16 protein-coding genes are annotated in these 15,005 nt (G+C 33.7%); 1 reads left to right on the top strand and 15 read right to left on the bottom strand.

Going from position 1 to position 15,005, the window contains the following annotated elements; genetic code table 11:
* Window positions 1-5: 5 nt before the first annotated feature.
* From pseB to GMA17_RS13015, 14 genes are all read right to left on the bottom strand, one after another.
* Window positions 6-1,019, bottom strand: a complete 1,014-nt coding sequence (pseB, locus tag GMA17_RS12950; RefSeq protein WP_248396855.1) for a UDP-N-acetylglucosamine 4,6-dehydratase (inverting) — start codon at window positions 1,017-1,019, stop codon at window positions 6-8.
* 157 nt (window positions 1,020-1,176) lie between these two features.
* Window positions 1,177-2,430: a sulfate adenylyltransferase subunit 1 gene (locus GMA17_RS12955; protein WP_248396856.1), complete on the bottom strand. Its 1,254-nt coding sequence runs from the start codon at window positions 2,428-2,430 to the stop codon at window positions 1,177-1,179.
* Between the two features lie 51 nt (window positions 2,431-2,481).
* Window positions 2,482-3,387 (bottom strand): sulfate adenylyltransferase subunit CysD, encoded by a 906-nt coding sequence (cysD, locus tag GMA17_RS12960; RefSeq protein ID WP_248396857.1) that lies wholly within the window; start codon window positions 3,385-3,387, stop codon window positions 2,482-2,484.
* Between the two features lie 6 nt (window positions 3,388-3,393).
* On the bottom strand, window positions 3,394-3,981 hold the full coding sequence (cysC, locus tag GMA17_RS12965; RefSeq protein ID WP_248396858.1) for an adenylyl-sulfate kinase: 588 nt from the start codon (window positions 3,979-3,981) through the stop codon (window positions 3,394-3,396).
* Between the two features lie 2 nt (window positions 3,982-3,983).
* Complete coding sequence (locus tag GMA17_RS12970) at window positions 3,984-4,412, bottom strand: DUF2061 domain-containing protein (protein ID WP_248396859.1); 429 nt, start codon at window positions 4,410-4,412, stop codon at window positions 3,984-3,986.
* Window positions 4,412-5,206 (bottom strand): 3'(2'),5'-bisphosphate nucleotidase CysQ, encoded by a 795-nt coding sequence (gene cysQ / locus GMA17_RS12975; protein ID WP_248396860.1) that lies wholly within the window; start codon window positions 5,204-5,206, stop codon window positions 4,412-4,414. The genes GMA17_RS12970 and cysQ overlap by 1 nt, the downstream gene beginning before the upstream one ends.
* Window positions 5,199-6,065: a dTDP-4-dehydrorhamnose reductase gene (rfbD, locus tag GMA17_RS12980; RefSeq protein ID WP_248396861.1), complete on the bottom strand. Its 867-nt coding sequence runs from the start codon at window positions 6,063-6,065 to the stop codon at window positions 5,199-5,201. The genes cysQ and rfbD overlap by 8 nt, the downstream gene beginning before the upstream one ends.
* Complete coding sequence (rfbC, locus tag GMA17_RS12985) at window positions 6,062-6,607, bottom strand: dTDP-4-dehydrorhamnose 3,5-epimerase (RefSeq protein WP_248396862.1); 546 nt, start codon at window positions 6,605-6,607, stop codon at window positions 6,062-6,064. Before rfbC ends, rfbD begins: the two co-directional genes overlap by 4 nt.
* Window positions 6,607-7,470, bottom strand: coding sequence for a glucose-1-phosphate thymidylyltransferase RfbA (rfbA, locus tag GMA17_RS12990; protein ID WP_248396863.1), 864 nt, complete (start codon window positions 7,468-7,470; stop codon window positions 6,607-6,609). Before rfbA ends, rfbC begins: the two co-directional genes overlap by 1 nt.
* A complete protein-coding gene (gene rfbB, locus GMA17_RS12995; protein WP_248396864.1) occupies window positions 7,471-8,487 on the bottom strand; it encodes a dTDP-glucose 4,6-dehydratase in 1,017 nt (338 codons plus the stop codon).
* Window positions 8,477-9,544, bottom strand: a complete 1,068-nt coding sequence (locus GMA17_RS13000) for a hypothetical protein (RefSeq protein WP_248396865.1) — start codon at window positions 9,542-9,544, stop codon at window positions 8,477-8,479. The genes rfbB and GMA17_RS13000 overlap by 11 nt, the downstream gene beginning before the upstream one ends.
* Window positions 9,545-9,550: 6 nt before the next feature.
* Window positions 9,551-11,245: a hypothetical protein gene (locus GMA17_RS13005; RefSeq protein WP_248396866.1), complete on the bottom strand. Its 1,695-nt coding sequence runs from the start codon at window positions 11,243-11,245 to the stop codon at window positions 9,551-9,553.
* A gap of 28 nt (window positions 11,246-11,273) precedes the next feature.
* The gene (locus GMA17_RS13010; protein ID WP_248396867.1) at window positions 11,274-12,776 is read right to left on the bottom strand and encodes a GH3 auxin-responsive promoter family protein; all 1,503 of its coding nucleotides are present in this window, start codon (window positions 12,774-12,776) and stop codon (window positions 11,274-11,276) included.
* Window positions 12,776-13,645: a M23 family metallopeptidase gene (locus tag GMA17_RS13015; protein WP_248396868.1), complete on the bottom strand. Its 870-nt coding sequence runs from the start codon at window positions 13,643-13,645 to the stop codon at window positions 12,776-12,778. Before GMA17_RS13015 ends, GMA17_RS13010 begins: the two co-directional genes overlap by 1 nt.
* Before the next feature lie 118 nt (window positions 13,646-13,763).
* On the opposite strand from GMA17_RS13015, the gene GMA17_RS13020 reads away from it, so the two are divergent.
* Window positions 13,764-13,940, top strand: coding sequence for a twin-arginine translocase TatA/TatE family subunit (locus GMA17_RS13020; RefSeq protein WP_066254180.1), 177 nt, complete (start codon window positions 13,764-13,766; stop codon window positions 13,938-13,940).
* A 74-nt stretch (window positions 13,941-14,014) separates the two neighbouring features.
* Here the strand turns inward: GMA17_RS13020 and GMA17_RS13025 are convergent, their stop codons facing one another.
* Entirely contained in the window at window positions 14,015-14,992 is a 978-nt protein-coding gene (locus tag GMA17_RS13025) for a DUF4837 family protein (protein ID WP_248396869.1), read from the bottom strand.
* Between the last annotated feature and the right edge of the window lie 13 nt (window positions 14,993-15,005).

Genomic DNA, 15,005 nt, shown 5'->3' on the forward strand with positions numbered 1-15,005 from the left:
GACTATTAAAAGTTTGGATCTACATGTTGCTTAATTAAGTTTCGCAAGGTTTGAACGGTTTCCCAATCGTCATTATCTCCAGAATTATAGCTAAAGCCATAAGGCACTTTTTTAGCTTTAAAATTGCTGATATAATCTTCTAAACTCCATTTATGAGTTGGAGGTAAAATAGTAAAATATTTACCTAAATCATAAGTATAAAACGAATCGGAAGCAGTTATCATTTCCTCATGAACTTTTTCACCTGGTCGGATTCCCACCACGGGTTTATCACAATCAGGACCAATAGCATTTGCCACATCTAAAATTTTATAAGATGGAATTTTAGGAACAAATAACTCACCCCCCCAAGCATGTTCTAATGCGTGCATAACCATATCTACACCGCCTTGTAATGAAATATTAAAGCGTGTCATATTCGGGTCTGTAATTGGAAGGACGTTTTCTTCTTTCTTTTTATTTATGAAAAATGGAATGACGGATCCGTTAGACCCCATAACATTTCCGTAACGTACTACAGAGAAACGAATAGGATTTTCACCTTTTATATTATTAGCCGCAATGAATAATTTATCTGATGTAAGCTTGGTAGCACCATATAAGTTAATTGGTGCACAAGCTTTATCGGTTGACAATGCAACAACGCGTTCCACTTTGGTTTTAAAGCAGGCATCCACCACGTTTTCTGCACCTCCAATATTGGTTTTAATACATTCGTCTGGATTATATTCCGCTATATGGACATGTTTCATAGCAGCTGCATGAATAACGTAATCAACACCTTGAAACGCCCGTACCAATCGTTCTTTATCTCTAACATCGCCAATAAAATAACGGATTTGTGGATAGGTATCAGACGGATATTCTTGAGCCATTTGAAATTGCTTTTGCTCATCTCGTGAAAAAATGATTAAACGTCTTAAATCTGGGTATTTAGAAAGGATATGCGTTGTTAAGGCTTTCCCTAAAGAACCTGTACCTCCTGTTATTAATATTGATTTTCCTTTTAAATCTAGCATGTTCTAATTTTAAATCTTATGTTATTCTTAAAGATGTTGATTTTTAAGTAATTATAAACCCGTAAAATCTCTTTTATGATATTTATCAGTTGGCAAATATAAATAAATCAAAGAGACTTTATAATTTTTATGTTATAAATAAAACAATGCAAATAGCCTAAAAAATCATTCCCGCAGCTACAGTGTCGTTAGTTAAATCATCAACTAAAATAATACTTCCTGTGGCTCTATTATCACGATAAGAATCCACCAATAATGGTTTAGTTGTTCTAATTTTAACTTTACAGATATCGTTCATGTTTAATTCTTTATTTTCAATATCGCGATTTAGTGTTTCAATGTCTATTTTATAAATGATTTCTTTTATCATAGCTTTTTGTACATTATTAGCATGATGTATACTGTATTTTGCACGAGGTTTTGCCGATTTATTATTTAACCAACATAGCATAACCTCAATATCTTGTACCGCTTCGGGTTTATTGTTTGAACGCACAATCATATCACCGCGACTTATGTCTATATCGTCTTCTAATGTCATTGAAACAGACATAGGAGCAAACGCTTCAGATATTTCTTCTTTAAATAAATTAATAGATTTTATCTTTGATGAAAAGCCTGAAGGCATAATGGTTACTTCATCACCGATTCGAAAAACACCACTGGCAATACGACCAGCATATCCGCGATAATCAATGAAATCGCCATATTGAGGCCTAATTATGGTCTGAACTGGGAAACGGGCATCTACTTTGTTAATATCACTACTAATATGTAAGGTTTCCAAGGTGTGCAGCAAAGGCGATCCTTGGTACCAAGGCATATTTTCAGATCTGTTTACAACATTGTCACCTAATAAAGCTGAAATAGGAATAAAACGAACATCTTTCACCAACATTTTAGATGAAAAACTTTCAAATTGATTAATTATAGTACTATAAACTTCTTCGGAGAAATTAACTAAATCCATTTTATTTATGCATACGATAATGTGCGATATTTGAAGTAACGATGCTATAAAAGAATGGCGTTTTGTTTGCTCAACAACACCATGTCTAGCATCCACTAAAATTATTGCTGCATTGGCCGTTGAAGCACCTGTAACCATATTACGGGTGTATTGATGATGTCCTGGTGTATCTGCTATAATGAATTTACGTTTGGGAGTTGTAAAATATCTATAGGCAACATCTATGGTAATACCTTGATCTCGTTCATCTCTTAAACCGTCCGTTAACAATGCTAAATCAATCCCTTCACCCCCTTTTCTCTTACTCGTTTTTTCAATGGCTTCGAGTTGATCCTCAAATATTGATTTAGAATCGTATAATAAACGGCCTATTAAGGTGCTTTTCCCATCATCAACACTTCCTGCTGTTGTAAAACGTAATAATTGATTATTATCTAACATGGTAATTATTTGAGTTTTGTAAAAAATTTATATCTTCAAGAGATTTTTACATTAAAAATATCCTTGACGCTTTCTGTCTTCCATAGCCGTCTCAGATCGTTTATCATCGCTTCTATTGCCACGTTCTGTATGGCGAATACTGGCAACTTCTATAACAATCTTTTCTAATGTATCAGCATCAGATTCATCACCGCCTGTAATTGTTATATCTCCTAATGTTCTAAAGCGAATTTTTTTAGTGACCACTTGCTCATAATCTTCCAAAATTAAAAACTCTGAATTTGGTATCCATGTTCCACCTCTATTAACCACTTCACGTTCATGTGCAAAATAGAGAGACGGAATGGGAATATTTTCGAGTTTAATATAATTCCAAACGTCCATTTCGGTCCAATTGCTGATAGGAAACACTCTAAAATGTTCACCTTGAAAATGTTGGCCATTAAAAATATTCCATAATTCTGGACGTTGATTTTTTGGGTCCCACTGACCAAATTCATCTCTATGCGAAAAAATACGCTCTTTGGCGCGTGCCTTTTCTTCATCACGACGACCACCGCCAATGGCACAATCTATATTATGCGCTTCTATGGCATCTAAAAGTGTGGTGGTCTGTAAAGCATTTCGCGTGGCATTTTTACCTCTTTCTTCCGATACACGTCCACCGTCAATAGAGTCTTGTACAGAACCTATAATTAATTTTACGCCTAAATCCTTAACAATATCATCTCGAAACTTAATCGTTTCTGGAAAATTATGCCCTGTGTCTACATGCATTAAAGAAAAAGGTATTTTAGCCGGATAAAAAGCTTTTTGAGCGAGATAAGTGACTAAAATTGAATCTTTTCCTCCGGAAAATAAAATTACAGGATTCTCAAATTGCGCATAAACTTCACGGAGTATATATATTGCTTCGCTCTCTAATTCCTTTAAATAATTTAAATAATATTTACTCATAATCCATTATAATTTAGGCATTATATAATCTATTATTCGCACTACGGCCTCATCTACAGTTTCAAATTCGGTGAGAATTTCAATATCTGGATAATCTGGTGCTTCGTAAGGTGCTGATATACCAGTCATATTTTTAATTTCACCAGCCCGCGCTTTTTTATATAGACCTTTTACGTCACGATTCTCGCACTCCTCAATACTTGTATTAATATATACCTCAACAAAGTTAACATCTTTCACTATATTTTTAATCTTCAGTCGATCTTTTTTATACGGAGAAACAAAGGCTGCTAATGTAACTAATCCCGCATCTAGCATAAGGTTTGCAATTTCACCAATTCGTCGCATATTTTCATTTCTATCGGCGGGAGAAAAGGTTAAATCGCTATTAATACCTTTCCGAATGTTGTCGCCATCTAAACAATATGTTTTTATACCTTCTTGAAATAATTTGGTTTCTACAGCATTCGCTATGGTAGATTTACCAGAACCTGATAAACCCGTAAACCATATTAATAAAGGTTTATGACCATTTGATTTTTGACGGTCTTTTCTTGAGACTTGATACGCTTGTAAAAAAATATTATCGTCCATAATTAGTCATTTTGACGAGTGGATAACCCGTAATTTAATCTATACCAAATACGCTCATGCAAATAGTATAAAATCATTTTTGTCACAACTTCAGCTAAACCAATTTGTAAAGCCGCTAAAGGATTACCAGAAATGATCCAGGCTAAAGTCATAGTATCTAAAGTACCTACTATACGCCAAGTTATAGTTTTAAACAAATGTCGTTTTCTACTTTCTAAAGTTACACCACCCTTTGTAACAGACATTTTATACCAAACACGCTCATGCAAATAGTACAAAATACTTTTTGTAGTTACTTCAGCAAAACTTAATTTAAATCCAATTAATGGGCTTCCTGTAATTAACCAAGATAAAACAAACGTATCCATAGTACCTATAGCACGCCAAGTTATGGTTTTAGCTATATGTCTTTTGTAAGATGAATCTGCCATTATTTACTAACTAAAAAAGAACTATTCAATAAATTCTCTTTATTGTATACTAATTTCTGTTCCATGTCTACTGATATTACGTTAATACCTACTGCCTCACAAATAGCCTGACCAGCAGCTGTATCCCATTCCATTGTTGGTGCAAAACGCGGATAAATATCAGCTTCACCTTCCGCAATTATGCAAAATTTTAAAGAACTCCCTTTAGAAACAATTTCGATATCCTTTCCTGCAAATTTTAATTTTTCAATAAAATCTAGCGTATCTGGATTCATATGCGAACGACTTCCTACTATTTTAACCAATTTATTATCAGTGATTTTAGGGTGAATTGCTTTTGCTACTTGCTGAACACGTTCGAGTGATACATCATGCGATGTCAAACTAGCTTTAAAGGATTTACTATTTTCTATATCTGAATAATAAAGTGTTTGAGTTACTGGCACATAAATAACCCCTAACACTGGTTTTCCTTGGGTAACTAATGCAATATTTACAGTGAATTCGCCATTGCGCTTTACAAACTCTTTAGTGCCATCAAGAGGGTCCACTATCCAACAAGTTTCCCAATGCTTTCTAATAGAAAAATCTGTTTGTTTATTTTCTTCTGAAATTATGGGGATTTTTGAAGGAACTAAATATGAATTAATAATGTTGTTTGCTTTCTTATCGGCTTCGGTTAATGGCGAATTATCATCTTTAAAGTCTACCGCAAAAGCAGTATCATAAACTTCCATTATTTCCTTTCCTGCGGCTAAAGATGCTTTTATAGCAATTTGTAAATTTTTATTCATAATATTTAGCAATTACCTGATGTAACCCGTTTTTCCAATCGGCTGTCGTTATCTTAAATGCAGTTTCAATTTTTAAGGATTCCAATACACTATTTTTTGGTCTTCTAGCGGGCGTTGGATAGTTTTTAGTCTGTATTGAATTTAACTTGATAGAAATTTGGCCTAATTTAAAAATAGCTTGAGCAAATTCAAACCAACTTATAGCGCCTTTGTTGCTAAAATGATATAAGCCGAATTTCTTATTGCCACTTATTATAATTTCCAAAACAACTTCTACCAAATCTTGGGCATAGGTTGGACTGCCAATTTGATCATTTACAACATGTAACTCCTCTTTTTCAGCGCCTAAACGCAACATGGTTTTTACAAAGTTATTTCCAAATTCAGAATACAACCATGAGGTTCTAATGATAAAGTAATTCTCTAAAATAGACTGAATATTTCTTTCGCCTTGTAGTTTGGATGCTCCATAAACATTTATAGGGTTTGGAATGTCTGTTTCCGAATATGGTTCCTTTTTTGAACCATCAAACACAAAGTCTGTAGAAATATGAATTAAAATAACTCCATATTTTTTGCAAGCTTCCGCTAAATTTCTCGCTCCAATAGCATTAATTAAAAAGGCTTCTTCTTTTTCTTCTTCAGCTCTATCAACTGCCGTATAAGCTGCACAATTTATGCAATAGTTAAAGTTATTAGATTTAAAGTATCTGTCTACTTGCTCTTGGTTTGAAATATCTAAAGTAGCTTTAGTTGTAAAGGTAAAATTAAGAGCCTTATAATTATTGCCCTGATGTAAGGCGAATACAGTCTTACCTAGCTGACCGTTAGAACCCGTAATTAAAACCTCTGTTTTCATTTAAAAAAGGCTTCAAATGTTGGCAGTAGTTTGTCTTTATCTGATAAAAGCAACTCTTTTTCTGGTAATTTCCAATCAATATTCAAGCTGGGATCGTTATAAATAATTCCAGCTTCAGACTCTTTATTGTAATAATTATCGCATTTATAAGCAAAAATGGCTGTGTCACTCAGCACCACAAACCCATGAGCAAAACCTCGTGGTAGAAAAAATTGTTTTTTGTTATCTTCAGATAATTCTAAAGCTTGAAACTCACCAAATGTTGAGGAGTCTTGCCTAACATCTACGGCAATATCTAAAACACGACCTTTTATAACACGAACGAGTTTGGCTTGGGCAAATTTGCCTGTTTGAAAATGAAGGCCACGTAAAACGCCTTTGGTAGAAAAAGTCTCATTGTCTTGAATAAAATTGACATGTTGACCTGTTGCCTCAAAAAAATTATTCTGATTAAAGCTCTCAAAAAAATAGCCCCTTGAATCCTGAAAAACTTGGGGTTCAAGAATGAAGCAATCCTTTAATTTTGTTTCTGTAATTCCCATTATTTATTCAACATACCTAAAAGATTGATGCCATAACCACTTTTTAATAATGGTTCTGCTAATGCTCTAAATTGATTTTCTGTAATATAACCCATTTCAAAAGCAGCGGCTTCTATGGAGCCAATTTTTAATCCTTGACGTTGTTCTATAACCTCAACAAATTGTGCCGCTTGCATAAGCGAATCAAACGTGCCAGTGTCTAACCAAGCTGTTCCTCTATCCAAAATACTAACACTTAGTTTACCTTGTTTTAAATAGGCTTTATTAACGTCTGTTATTTCTAATTCACCACGATGACTTGGTTTGATGTTTTTTGCGACTTCAATAACGGAATTATCATAAAAATAAATACCTGGAACAGCATAATTAGATTTTGGCTTTTCAGGTTTTTCTTCAATAGACATAACTTGTCCTTCATCATTAAAATCTACAACACCATAGCGTTCTGGATCATTGACGCGGTATGCATATATAATGCCACCATCGGGATTATTATTACTCTGAAGCAATTTAGCCAAACCAGAACCATAGAAAATATTATCACCCAGAATTAAAGCGACTTTATCTTTTTGAATAAAATCTTCAGCTATTAAAAACGCTTCAGCTAAACCATTAGGATGTTCTTGAACGGCATATTCAAAGGTGCAACCAAACTTCTTGCCATCGCCTAATAACTCTTGAAATAAGGGTAAATCTTTAGGTGTTGAAATAATAAGGATTTCGTGTATTCCAGCATACATTAAGGTTGATAACGGATAATAAATCATGGGCTTGTCATAGACAGGCATGAGCTGTTTACTAACCGATAACGTTAATGGATGTAACCGTGTGCCTGATCCTCCTGCTAGAATAATCCCTTTCATCTATTTTTTATATTTATCTAAATACCAATTAATTGTTTTCTTAATGCCTGACTCAAAATTTTCATCAGCCTTCCAGCCTAAATTAGATTCAATTTTGGATGCATCAATGGCATAACGGAAATCATGACCAGGTCTGTCAGAAACAAAGGTAATTTGTTCTTTATAGCTTGTGTGTTTCGGTTTTAATTCGTCTAACGCGTCACAAATAGTATGAGCTATTTCTAAATTGTTTCGTTCATTTTTACCACCAATATTATAGGTTTCTCCAGCTTTTCCGGTTTGATAAGCTAGATAAATTCCTTGGCAGTGATCCAAAACATACAACCAATCGCGAATATTTTTACCATCGCCATAAATTGGAATATTCTCTCCAGCAATGGCTTTTCTTATAATTGTTGGAATCAACTTTTCATCATGCTGTTTTGGTCCATAATTATTAGAGCAGTTTGTGGTAACTACATTCATTCCATAGGTATGAAAGTAACTACGCACGATAAAGTCTGATGACGCTTTTGAAGCGCTGTATGGACTATTTGGCGCATAAGGTGTGGTTTCTGTAAACAAGCCTGTTTTGCCTAATGTTCCGTAAACTTCATCGGTTGAAATGTGTAAAAACCTATTATTCTCACAACCTGATTTAAATTGATTAGGTCCATGCATCCAATGCTTTTTAGCTACATCTAGTAGATTAAAGGTACCAAAAACGTTTGTCTCTATAAAGGCATCCGGGTTTTTGATGGAATTATCTACGTGAGATTCCGCAGCAAAATGGATAACTCCATTAAATTGGTGATTTTCAAATAACTTTTCAATTAATTCTCTATCACAAATATCACCTTCAACAAAATGGTATCTACTATTTTTTGCTATTTCGGTTAAATTAGAAAGCTCACCTGCATAAGTGAGCTTGTCTAAATTTACAATGGAAATATCTTGAAAATTCTCAAGCAAATGAACAATAAAATTTGAGCCTATAAACCCAGCGCCACCGGTTATTAATAAGGTATTATGCTTCATAACTCTTGACATATAACACGGTTCTTCTTGTTATGTAAAATACACAAAGAATTAAAAATGCAATTAATGGAAATATTAAAGCGTATTTATCCGTCCAATGGCTGACATTTTTACCTACTTTCTGAAAGCTTGAAATAACATCGAAAACCACATCTTCGTCTACTTTCTTCTCATCTAAATCCCGTAATTGGTTTCTTAAACTTATTTCTTTCTCTAATAAGTCGTATTCACGTGTATTGGACTTGTCTTTACTTAATGAAAATCCTTCTCCTCCAATACTAAATTCTGATGCTTGGGATTGTGATTCATTTTCTAAAACGTTAATATATATCTTTTGTAAGGAATCTACTTGCGCTAGTTGAGAGATAATATTGTCTTTTTGAATACCAATTAAGGAGTCTCTTTTTTTCATTCTTTTTATAGAATACTCATTGGTAAACGATGCATTTAAACCATTTTCTAATTTTGTGAAAATATCATTCTTGCGAGAACTAACTGTGATTTGAAATATTTCGCCACTGTAAATGCTTCTATTTGCTATATAATCATCAAAACTAATTTCATTTGCACGAACACTATCTATAGATTTCACAAAGCGATCGTACTGTATAATTTTGTCATTTTCAGTTTCTGGACCAGGCTCAATTTCAAAACTTACCAGTTCATGCGCATCTTCTTTAGAGATTTCGAATAAGTCGGCTATCGTTTCATAATTGTTATTACTTAACAATGCATTATAATAACCTATGTTTGTAACAAGCTGGAATTTGGACTCAAAATATGGTCTAACTAGCATAGATGAACTATAAACTTTAGGTTTCATCCTTTCAAGTGTATACCCCAAAATACCAGCTAAAATCATTATAACCACTATGATTTTAATATTTACTATTACAACCTTTAAACTAAAAATTATAACAGAAAAAATAGCTTTGAAGATATTGGATATGAAGCTAATCAACTTATTAAAGACGTTTCCTATCACATTAAACAACTGCCCTAAATCAACCTCTTCTGAATCGTTTGATTTATTAGAATTTTGAGGATTCTCGTTCATATCTATCTACTGATTATTAAATATTTGTTGTAATATTTTTCTTGTTATTAAATAGGTTGGTTTTACTCCTGACGTCCCCAATCCACCTGATGCTAATGTACCTCCTGTTTCTAAAGGATTATCACTCGCATAATAGGCATAACGCACTTTAACATCTGGATTAATTGTTTTTCTTACTTTGGATGCCGATTGAATTGCTTTTTGGTAATGAGCACCTTCCATTTCAAGTCCTATAACATGCCACGTGGAATTATAGAAAAACCTTAAAATATCTTTGTTTTGTAATGATGTTCCTAATACCGTTATCATAGAGCCTTCAAAAACAGACAAACCATGGCCATCCAAATCTGCCTTGGATAACTCATTTACAAATGGATAATTATCAGCTGTCCCTTCAAAAATATGTGCAGACGGTATCATAATATCGCCTTTTCCACCTTCCAAAATTCCTGCTTTACCCATTATGGATACGGATGCCACATTTAAATGAATACTTTTATTATCAATTTGGGCAGGTTTTAATAACTCGTCAATGGTTTCGTAGGCTTGCTCTCCAAAAGCATAATCCATAACAAATATAATAGGTTTTTCGGATTTCTTATCGGTTTTAGTAATTTCTAAATCAGTTTTCGATAAATCTATCTTTTCTGTATCAAAAATCTGTACATCTATATTGGTTCCAGACGTGTCTGGTATATAAATCATGCCCCCTTGTAAGGCTTGCTTGGTTACCTTTTCACGTAGAGATTCATTTTCTTTTTTACTGATTTCTTCGTAAACCTGAAAAATGGTTTTTTTACCTAGTAAACTTTTTAGCGCTGTTGGTGCATAAATTGTATTCATAACACTATGCATATTGGCACTAATGATATGAATTGGTCTTTCTAAAAGGTTATTTTTATGTAAAATATTTTTAATATTATCTGCCCATATTTCACCATGAATATGATGACCTAAACGCTCGCGTAAAACAGGGCTAAAAGTAATGGTGCGTTTATTATTATTAATAACTTCCTCAATAGCAAGTTTTCCTAACCAATAAACAATATGTAATAAACGCTCTGGTTGTTCTGGTGTTTGAAATTGCTCATAAACAAAGCGCAACTCATCAAACGTTCTTCCCAAAATATTTGCCGTATGTGTTATAGCAATCTCACGTTCGTTTTGGGTAAGTTTTTTTTTGGCTAAAACAGCTTTTTCTAACTTAATCCAATCGCGCGTAGTACCACCAGATTCATCAATTAAAACGCGCTTGCTTATTTTATGAGATTCCACAAACATAAAGGTTAAGTGGGTTAGAATATCATAAATCTCTGAACGACCTCTTGTAATTTCAATATTCATTTGTTCATCGTCAATGCGATAACAATTTCTGCGTCGTTTTGGAGGAATTATAGCTTTAAAATGGGAGTTACCGTAACCTTCATCACTAGTCAGGTTAATAAACATGCACTCTTCAATACCTTGAGGTAATCTATCAATAACATATAAAAGTCCTTCTAATTCTGCTTTTTCATCACCAATGGACCCATAAATTTCAGGACGTAAAAGTAATAAAGCCTCACGAAGCGTTTCACCTGAAACACCCATAGGCTTATAAAAACCACGATTAAATAAATGTCTCATGGTAATGTACATTCTTTCTATTGCATTTGAGCTTTCTTGAGCTCTCGTTCTAGCATGATGCTTTTTTTTGTTCATAAAAACTGTTTAATTATCAAATATACTATTATTTAATCAAATTCAAATTGTAGATTTTATCTGCAATTTTCCTATCGTTTGATAAACGTGGTAATTTATTCTGACCTCCTAATTTTCCTATAGATTTCATATAGTCCTGAAAACCATTTTTGGTAATCATAGTTATTTTTAACGGCTGTAAAACCCGACCTTTAATTAAATCGAAATAATAACTGTTTTGATTCTGTAAAGCCGCATCAATTTTAGCAGCTAATTGCGAAACATCTGCTACGTCATTTTCAAATTCTATAAACCACTCATGATAGGGCAATCCCGATTCTGGTGTAATTTGGGGAGCAACTGTAAATTCAGAAATTTGAAAATTGGTTCCTTCAATGGCTTCTTTTAAAGCTTGTTCTACTTCTTTTCCTATAACATGTTCGCCAAAAGCTGAAATAAAATGCTTAATCCTGCCAGAAACAATTACACGATACGGTTTTGTGGATGTAAACATAACGGTATCTCCAACATTGTATGCCCAAAGCCCTGCGTTTGTTGAAATGATCATCACGTAATTAACACCAATTTTTACATCTTTAAGGGTTAATCTAGTTGGATGTGCATCAAAAAATGCATCAGCTGGAATAAATTCGTAAAATATACCCGCATTTAAAAGCAATAACATGCCTTTTTGATCTTGCTTATCTTGATAGGCAAAAAATCCTTCGCTGGCTGGATATAATTCAATACTATCAACTTTCCGGCCGATTAAATTTTCAAATTTAGCACGATAGGGTTCATAGTTTACACCTCCAAAAATAAAAAGGTTGAAGTTTTTAAAAACATCACCCACTTTCTGACCTGTTTTTTGTTGAATTTTCTCAAAATACATTTGAACCCAAGATGGAATTCCAGAAATAACGGTCATGTTTTCTGGAAGCGTTTCTTTAACAATAGCTTCCACTTTGGTTTCCCAATCTTCAATACAATTGGTTTCCCAAGACGGCATGCGATTTTTCTGAAGATATTCTGGGACAAAATGAGCCACAATTCCGGATAAGCGTCCCAATTGAATCCCATTTTGCTCATGTAAAACAGGACTTCCTTGTAGAAATATCATTTTTCCTGCTACGAATTGTGAATTTCCCGTTTCATGAATGTAGGATAAAATAGCATTTCGCGCAGCCGTAACATGGGTTGGCATACTTTCCTTAGTCAACGGAATATATTTAGCACCCGATGTAGTACCTGATGTTTTGGCGAAATAAAGCGGTTTTCCTGTCCATAATACATCGGGTTCCCCGGCAACAACACGCTCTACGTAGGGTTTTAGTTCTTCGTAATCGCGAATTGGTACACGTTTTACAAAATCCGCATGATGGTTAATGCTAATAAAATCATGATCCGCTCCAAAGGCCGTGGAACTGGCTTGACTTATGAGTTCCTGAAACACCTGTTCTTGGGTTTCAATAGGGTTATCAATCCACTTTTTCTCCTTTCTAATAATATAACTTGCGAATGGTTTCGCCAATAAAGCTTTTAGTGAAAACATTATTTAAAATCTATAAAATTAGTCGGATTAATAGGGTATCCATCACTCCATAATTCAAAATGCAAATGTGGTCCAGTAGTAATTGAACCTGTATTACCAGTTGTGGCAATCACTTCGCCAGCTGTTACAACATCACCTTGTACTTTGGTAAGCAGGGTATTATGTTTATACACGGAAATTAAACTTTGGCTATGTTCTAAAATGATAACGTAACCAGCTTCGGTTGTCCAATCGGCAAAAATTACTGTTCCGTCAGCGGTTGCTTTTACTGGTGTTCCTTTTTCTGCTACAATATCCACAGCAAAATGTTTTTCTTCCACATTATATTCTTGAGAAATAGTTCCAGAAACAGGTGGAAATAGTATAAAACTGGAATTGAGTTTTGCCGATTCAAATAAATTGTATTTATCTTCTTTTTTTACTTTTTCTCGTAAAATAGAATCCTCTTTGGTTGGCGATAAATCTATAGTTTTAGCTTCTTGTCGTGTAGCTTCAATAATTGAATCTTTGTTAAAATCTACCTTATCAACTTCGCCATACAAAACCTTTTTTATAGATGAAAAATACTGCTCATTTATTGCAATAACTTGTTGGAGTGAATCGGTTTTATAATTTAACTCTGTTGCACGTTTTTTAAGTGCCACAGATGAATAACCAGGAATATATTCACGGAGTGGCGTAAACGCAATTAAAATGGTAGTGGCTACAATTAAAAAAATAGCCGATAATGACATGAGCACAAACACATTAAGTCGCGTTAGTTTTAAGGAAATACGCTCTTCAAAAGTGTCCTCGTTTAAAATAACCAATCGATACTTATTAAGTAGTTTCTTGGTAAACTTTCTAGATTTCTTCTTTTTATTAGCCATAGGTTCCACAAAATTACTTAAAAATATGGCACAATCGTATTTAGTTCATGCTAAAGTTGGTGTTAAAACGTTTATATTAAACTTTAATTATTAACTTTGTACTTTAAAATAACATACGATGATTTCATTAAGTATATTTTTAGCCCCAGGACCATGGCAAATAGTTTTAATTGTCGTGATTGTTTTACTACTTTTTGGTGGTAAAAAAATCCCTGAATTAATGCGTGGCTTAGGTAGCGGAATTAAAGAATTTAAGGACGCAAGTAAAGAAGAAGAAACTGATAAAAAAGAGTAATCTTTTTTAGTACATACGAAAAAACCCAACCTGTTATCGAGTTGGGTTTTTTTGTGTCTAATTATGTTTCTATTTTAATGAAATTTTATGGACTTAATAATGGCTTCCAACTCAAACATATAGTCCCGCTTACTAACCGATGGTGCAAAAGCAAAACCTTCTACCACCAGAAGTCGATTATTAGCCTCATCATCAATTATATAGTTAACAAATGGTCCAGACATAAAGGCATTTTTAACATCCCAAATACCTCTAGTTTCATAAGCTAATTTATCACTAATTGTAGTTTTGGCTAAAAAGGGTGTGTATTTATTTTCAGTGATCATAAACGAGCCATCCAAAGGTCCTGGAATATGCTTTTCCCCTATGGAATCTCGAATTTTTATTATTTGACCAACCACGCTATCATTGTCTGTAATGCTGCCATAAGGAAGCTCATAAAGCAAAATATTAGTGGTTCCGGTGGTAATATCTTTTCGAATCCAATAAAATTTTCCGTCTTCCGTTGCAATTCTATATGCAGATGGAAAGTTAATGGATATGCCTAATTTTTCTTTAATGGTATTATTTTTATGAAGCGATAATTTAATGCGTCGTTGCTGTTCTTTAATTTCTTCATTTTTTAAAGCCATTACAATTTGATCCGCATTATCCGTTAACTGTTGCGAAATTTCCTCATCCGTTTTACCTGTTACAACCACCACACGTTGGGGTCTAGCAAATAAATTTTTTGCAATTTTAACCTTGGCAGAATCACTTTTTTCAATTTTTAAAACAATCCGACTTTGCTGTGCAAAACCTGTGAAAACAACTGGTGGTAATTGGCTCAATATAAATAGGGGTTCGTCTTGTGGTAAGCCGTGAACAGGAGCCGCCAAAATATTCCGAAGTGTCTCTCCTACCTGACCTTCCCACAATTCATTGTCTACAACAACCGACAGATTATTGATTTTCCCAGACGATTGGGATAAAAGACGTTTATTTGAAGATTTGTTGTCGTTACATGACGTCATTACTATTAATGACATAAAAACAAGTAATAATTTTTGCATGATAGTACCTAGT

This window comes from Bizionia sp. M204, assembly GCF_023205095.1.
GTDB lineage: Bacteria > Bacteroidota > Bacteroidia > Flavobacteriales > Flavobacteriaceae > Algorimicrobium > Algorimicrobium hallyeonense.

Bases quoted from the DNA above. Each gene is read 5' to 3' on its own strand.
- rfbC (WP_248396862.1), bottom strand. From the start codon at position 6,607: ATGGGAATTACAGAAACAAAATTAAAGGATTGCTTCATTCTTGAACCC.
- rfbB (WP_248396864.1), bottom strand. From the start codon at position 8,487: ATGAAGCATAATACCTTATTAATAACCGGTGGCGCTGGGTTTATAGGC.
- GMA17_RS13010 (WP_248396867.1), bottom strand. From the start codon at position 12,776: ATGTTTTCACTAAAAGCTTTATTGGCGAAACCATTCGCAAGTTATATT.
- GMA17_RS13020 (WP_066254180.1), top strand. From the start codon at position 13,764: ATGATTTCATTAAGTATATTTTTAGCCCCAGGACCATGGCAAATAGTT.
- cysQ (WP_248396860.1), bottom strand. From the start codon at position 5,206: ATGAATAAAAATTTACAAATTGCTATAAAAGCATCTTTAGCCGCAGGA.
- GMA17_RS13015 (WP_248396868.1), bottom strand. From the start codon at position 13,645: ATGGCTAATAAAAAGAAGAAATCTAGAAAGTTTACCAAGAAACTACTT.
- rfbA (WP_248396863.1), bottom strand. From the start codon at position 7,470: ATGAAAGGGATTATTCTAGCAGGAGGATCAGGCACACGGTTACATCCA.
- GMA17_RS13000 (WP_248396865.1), bottom strand. From the start codon at position 9,544: ATGAACGAGAATCCTCAAAATTCTAATAAATCAAACGATTCAGAAGAG.
- rfbD (WP_248396861.1), bottom strand. From the start codon at position 6,065: ATGAAAACAGAGGTTTTAATTACGGGTTCTAACGGTCAGCTAGGTAAG.
- GMA17_RS12970 (WP_248396859.1), bottom strand. From the start codon at position 4,412: ATGGCAGATTCATCTTACAAAAGACATATAGCTAAAACCATAACTTGG.
- cysD (WP_248396857.1), bottom strand. From the start codon at position 3,387: ATGAGTAAATATTATTTAAATTATTTAAAGGAATTAGAGAGCGAAGCA.
- cysC (WP_248396858.1), bottom strand. From the start codon at position 3,981: ATGGACGATAATATTTTTTTACAAGCGTATCAAGTCTCAAGAAAAGAC.
- pseB (WP_248396855.1), bottom strand. From the start codon at position 1,019: ATGCTAGATTTAAAAGGAAAATCAATATTAATAACAGGAGGTACAGGT.
- GMA17_RS13005 (WP_248396866.1), bottom strand. From the start codon at position 11,245: ATGAACAAAAAAAAGCATCATGCTAGAACGAGAGCTCAAGAAAGCTCA.
- GMA17_RS13025 (WP_248396869.1), bottom strand. From the start codon at position 14,992: ATGCAAAAATTATTACTTGTTTTTATGTCATTAATAGTAATGACGTCA.
- GMA17_RS12955 (WP_248396856.1), bottom strand. From the start codon at position 2,430: ATGTTAGATAATAATCAATTATTACGTTTTACAACAGCAGGAAGTGTT.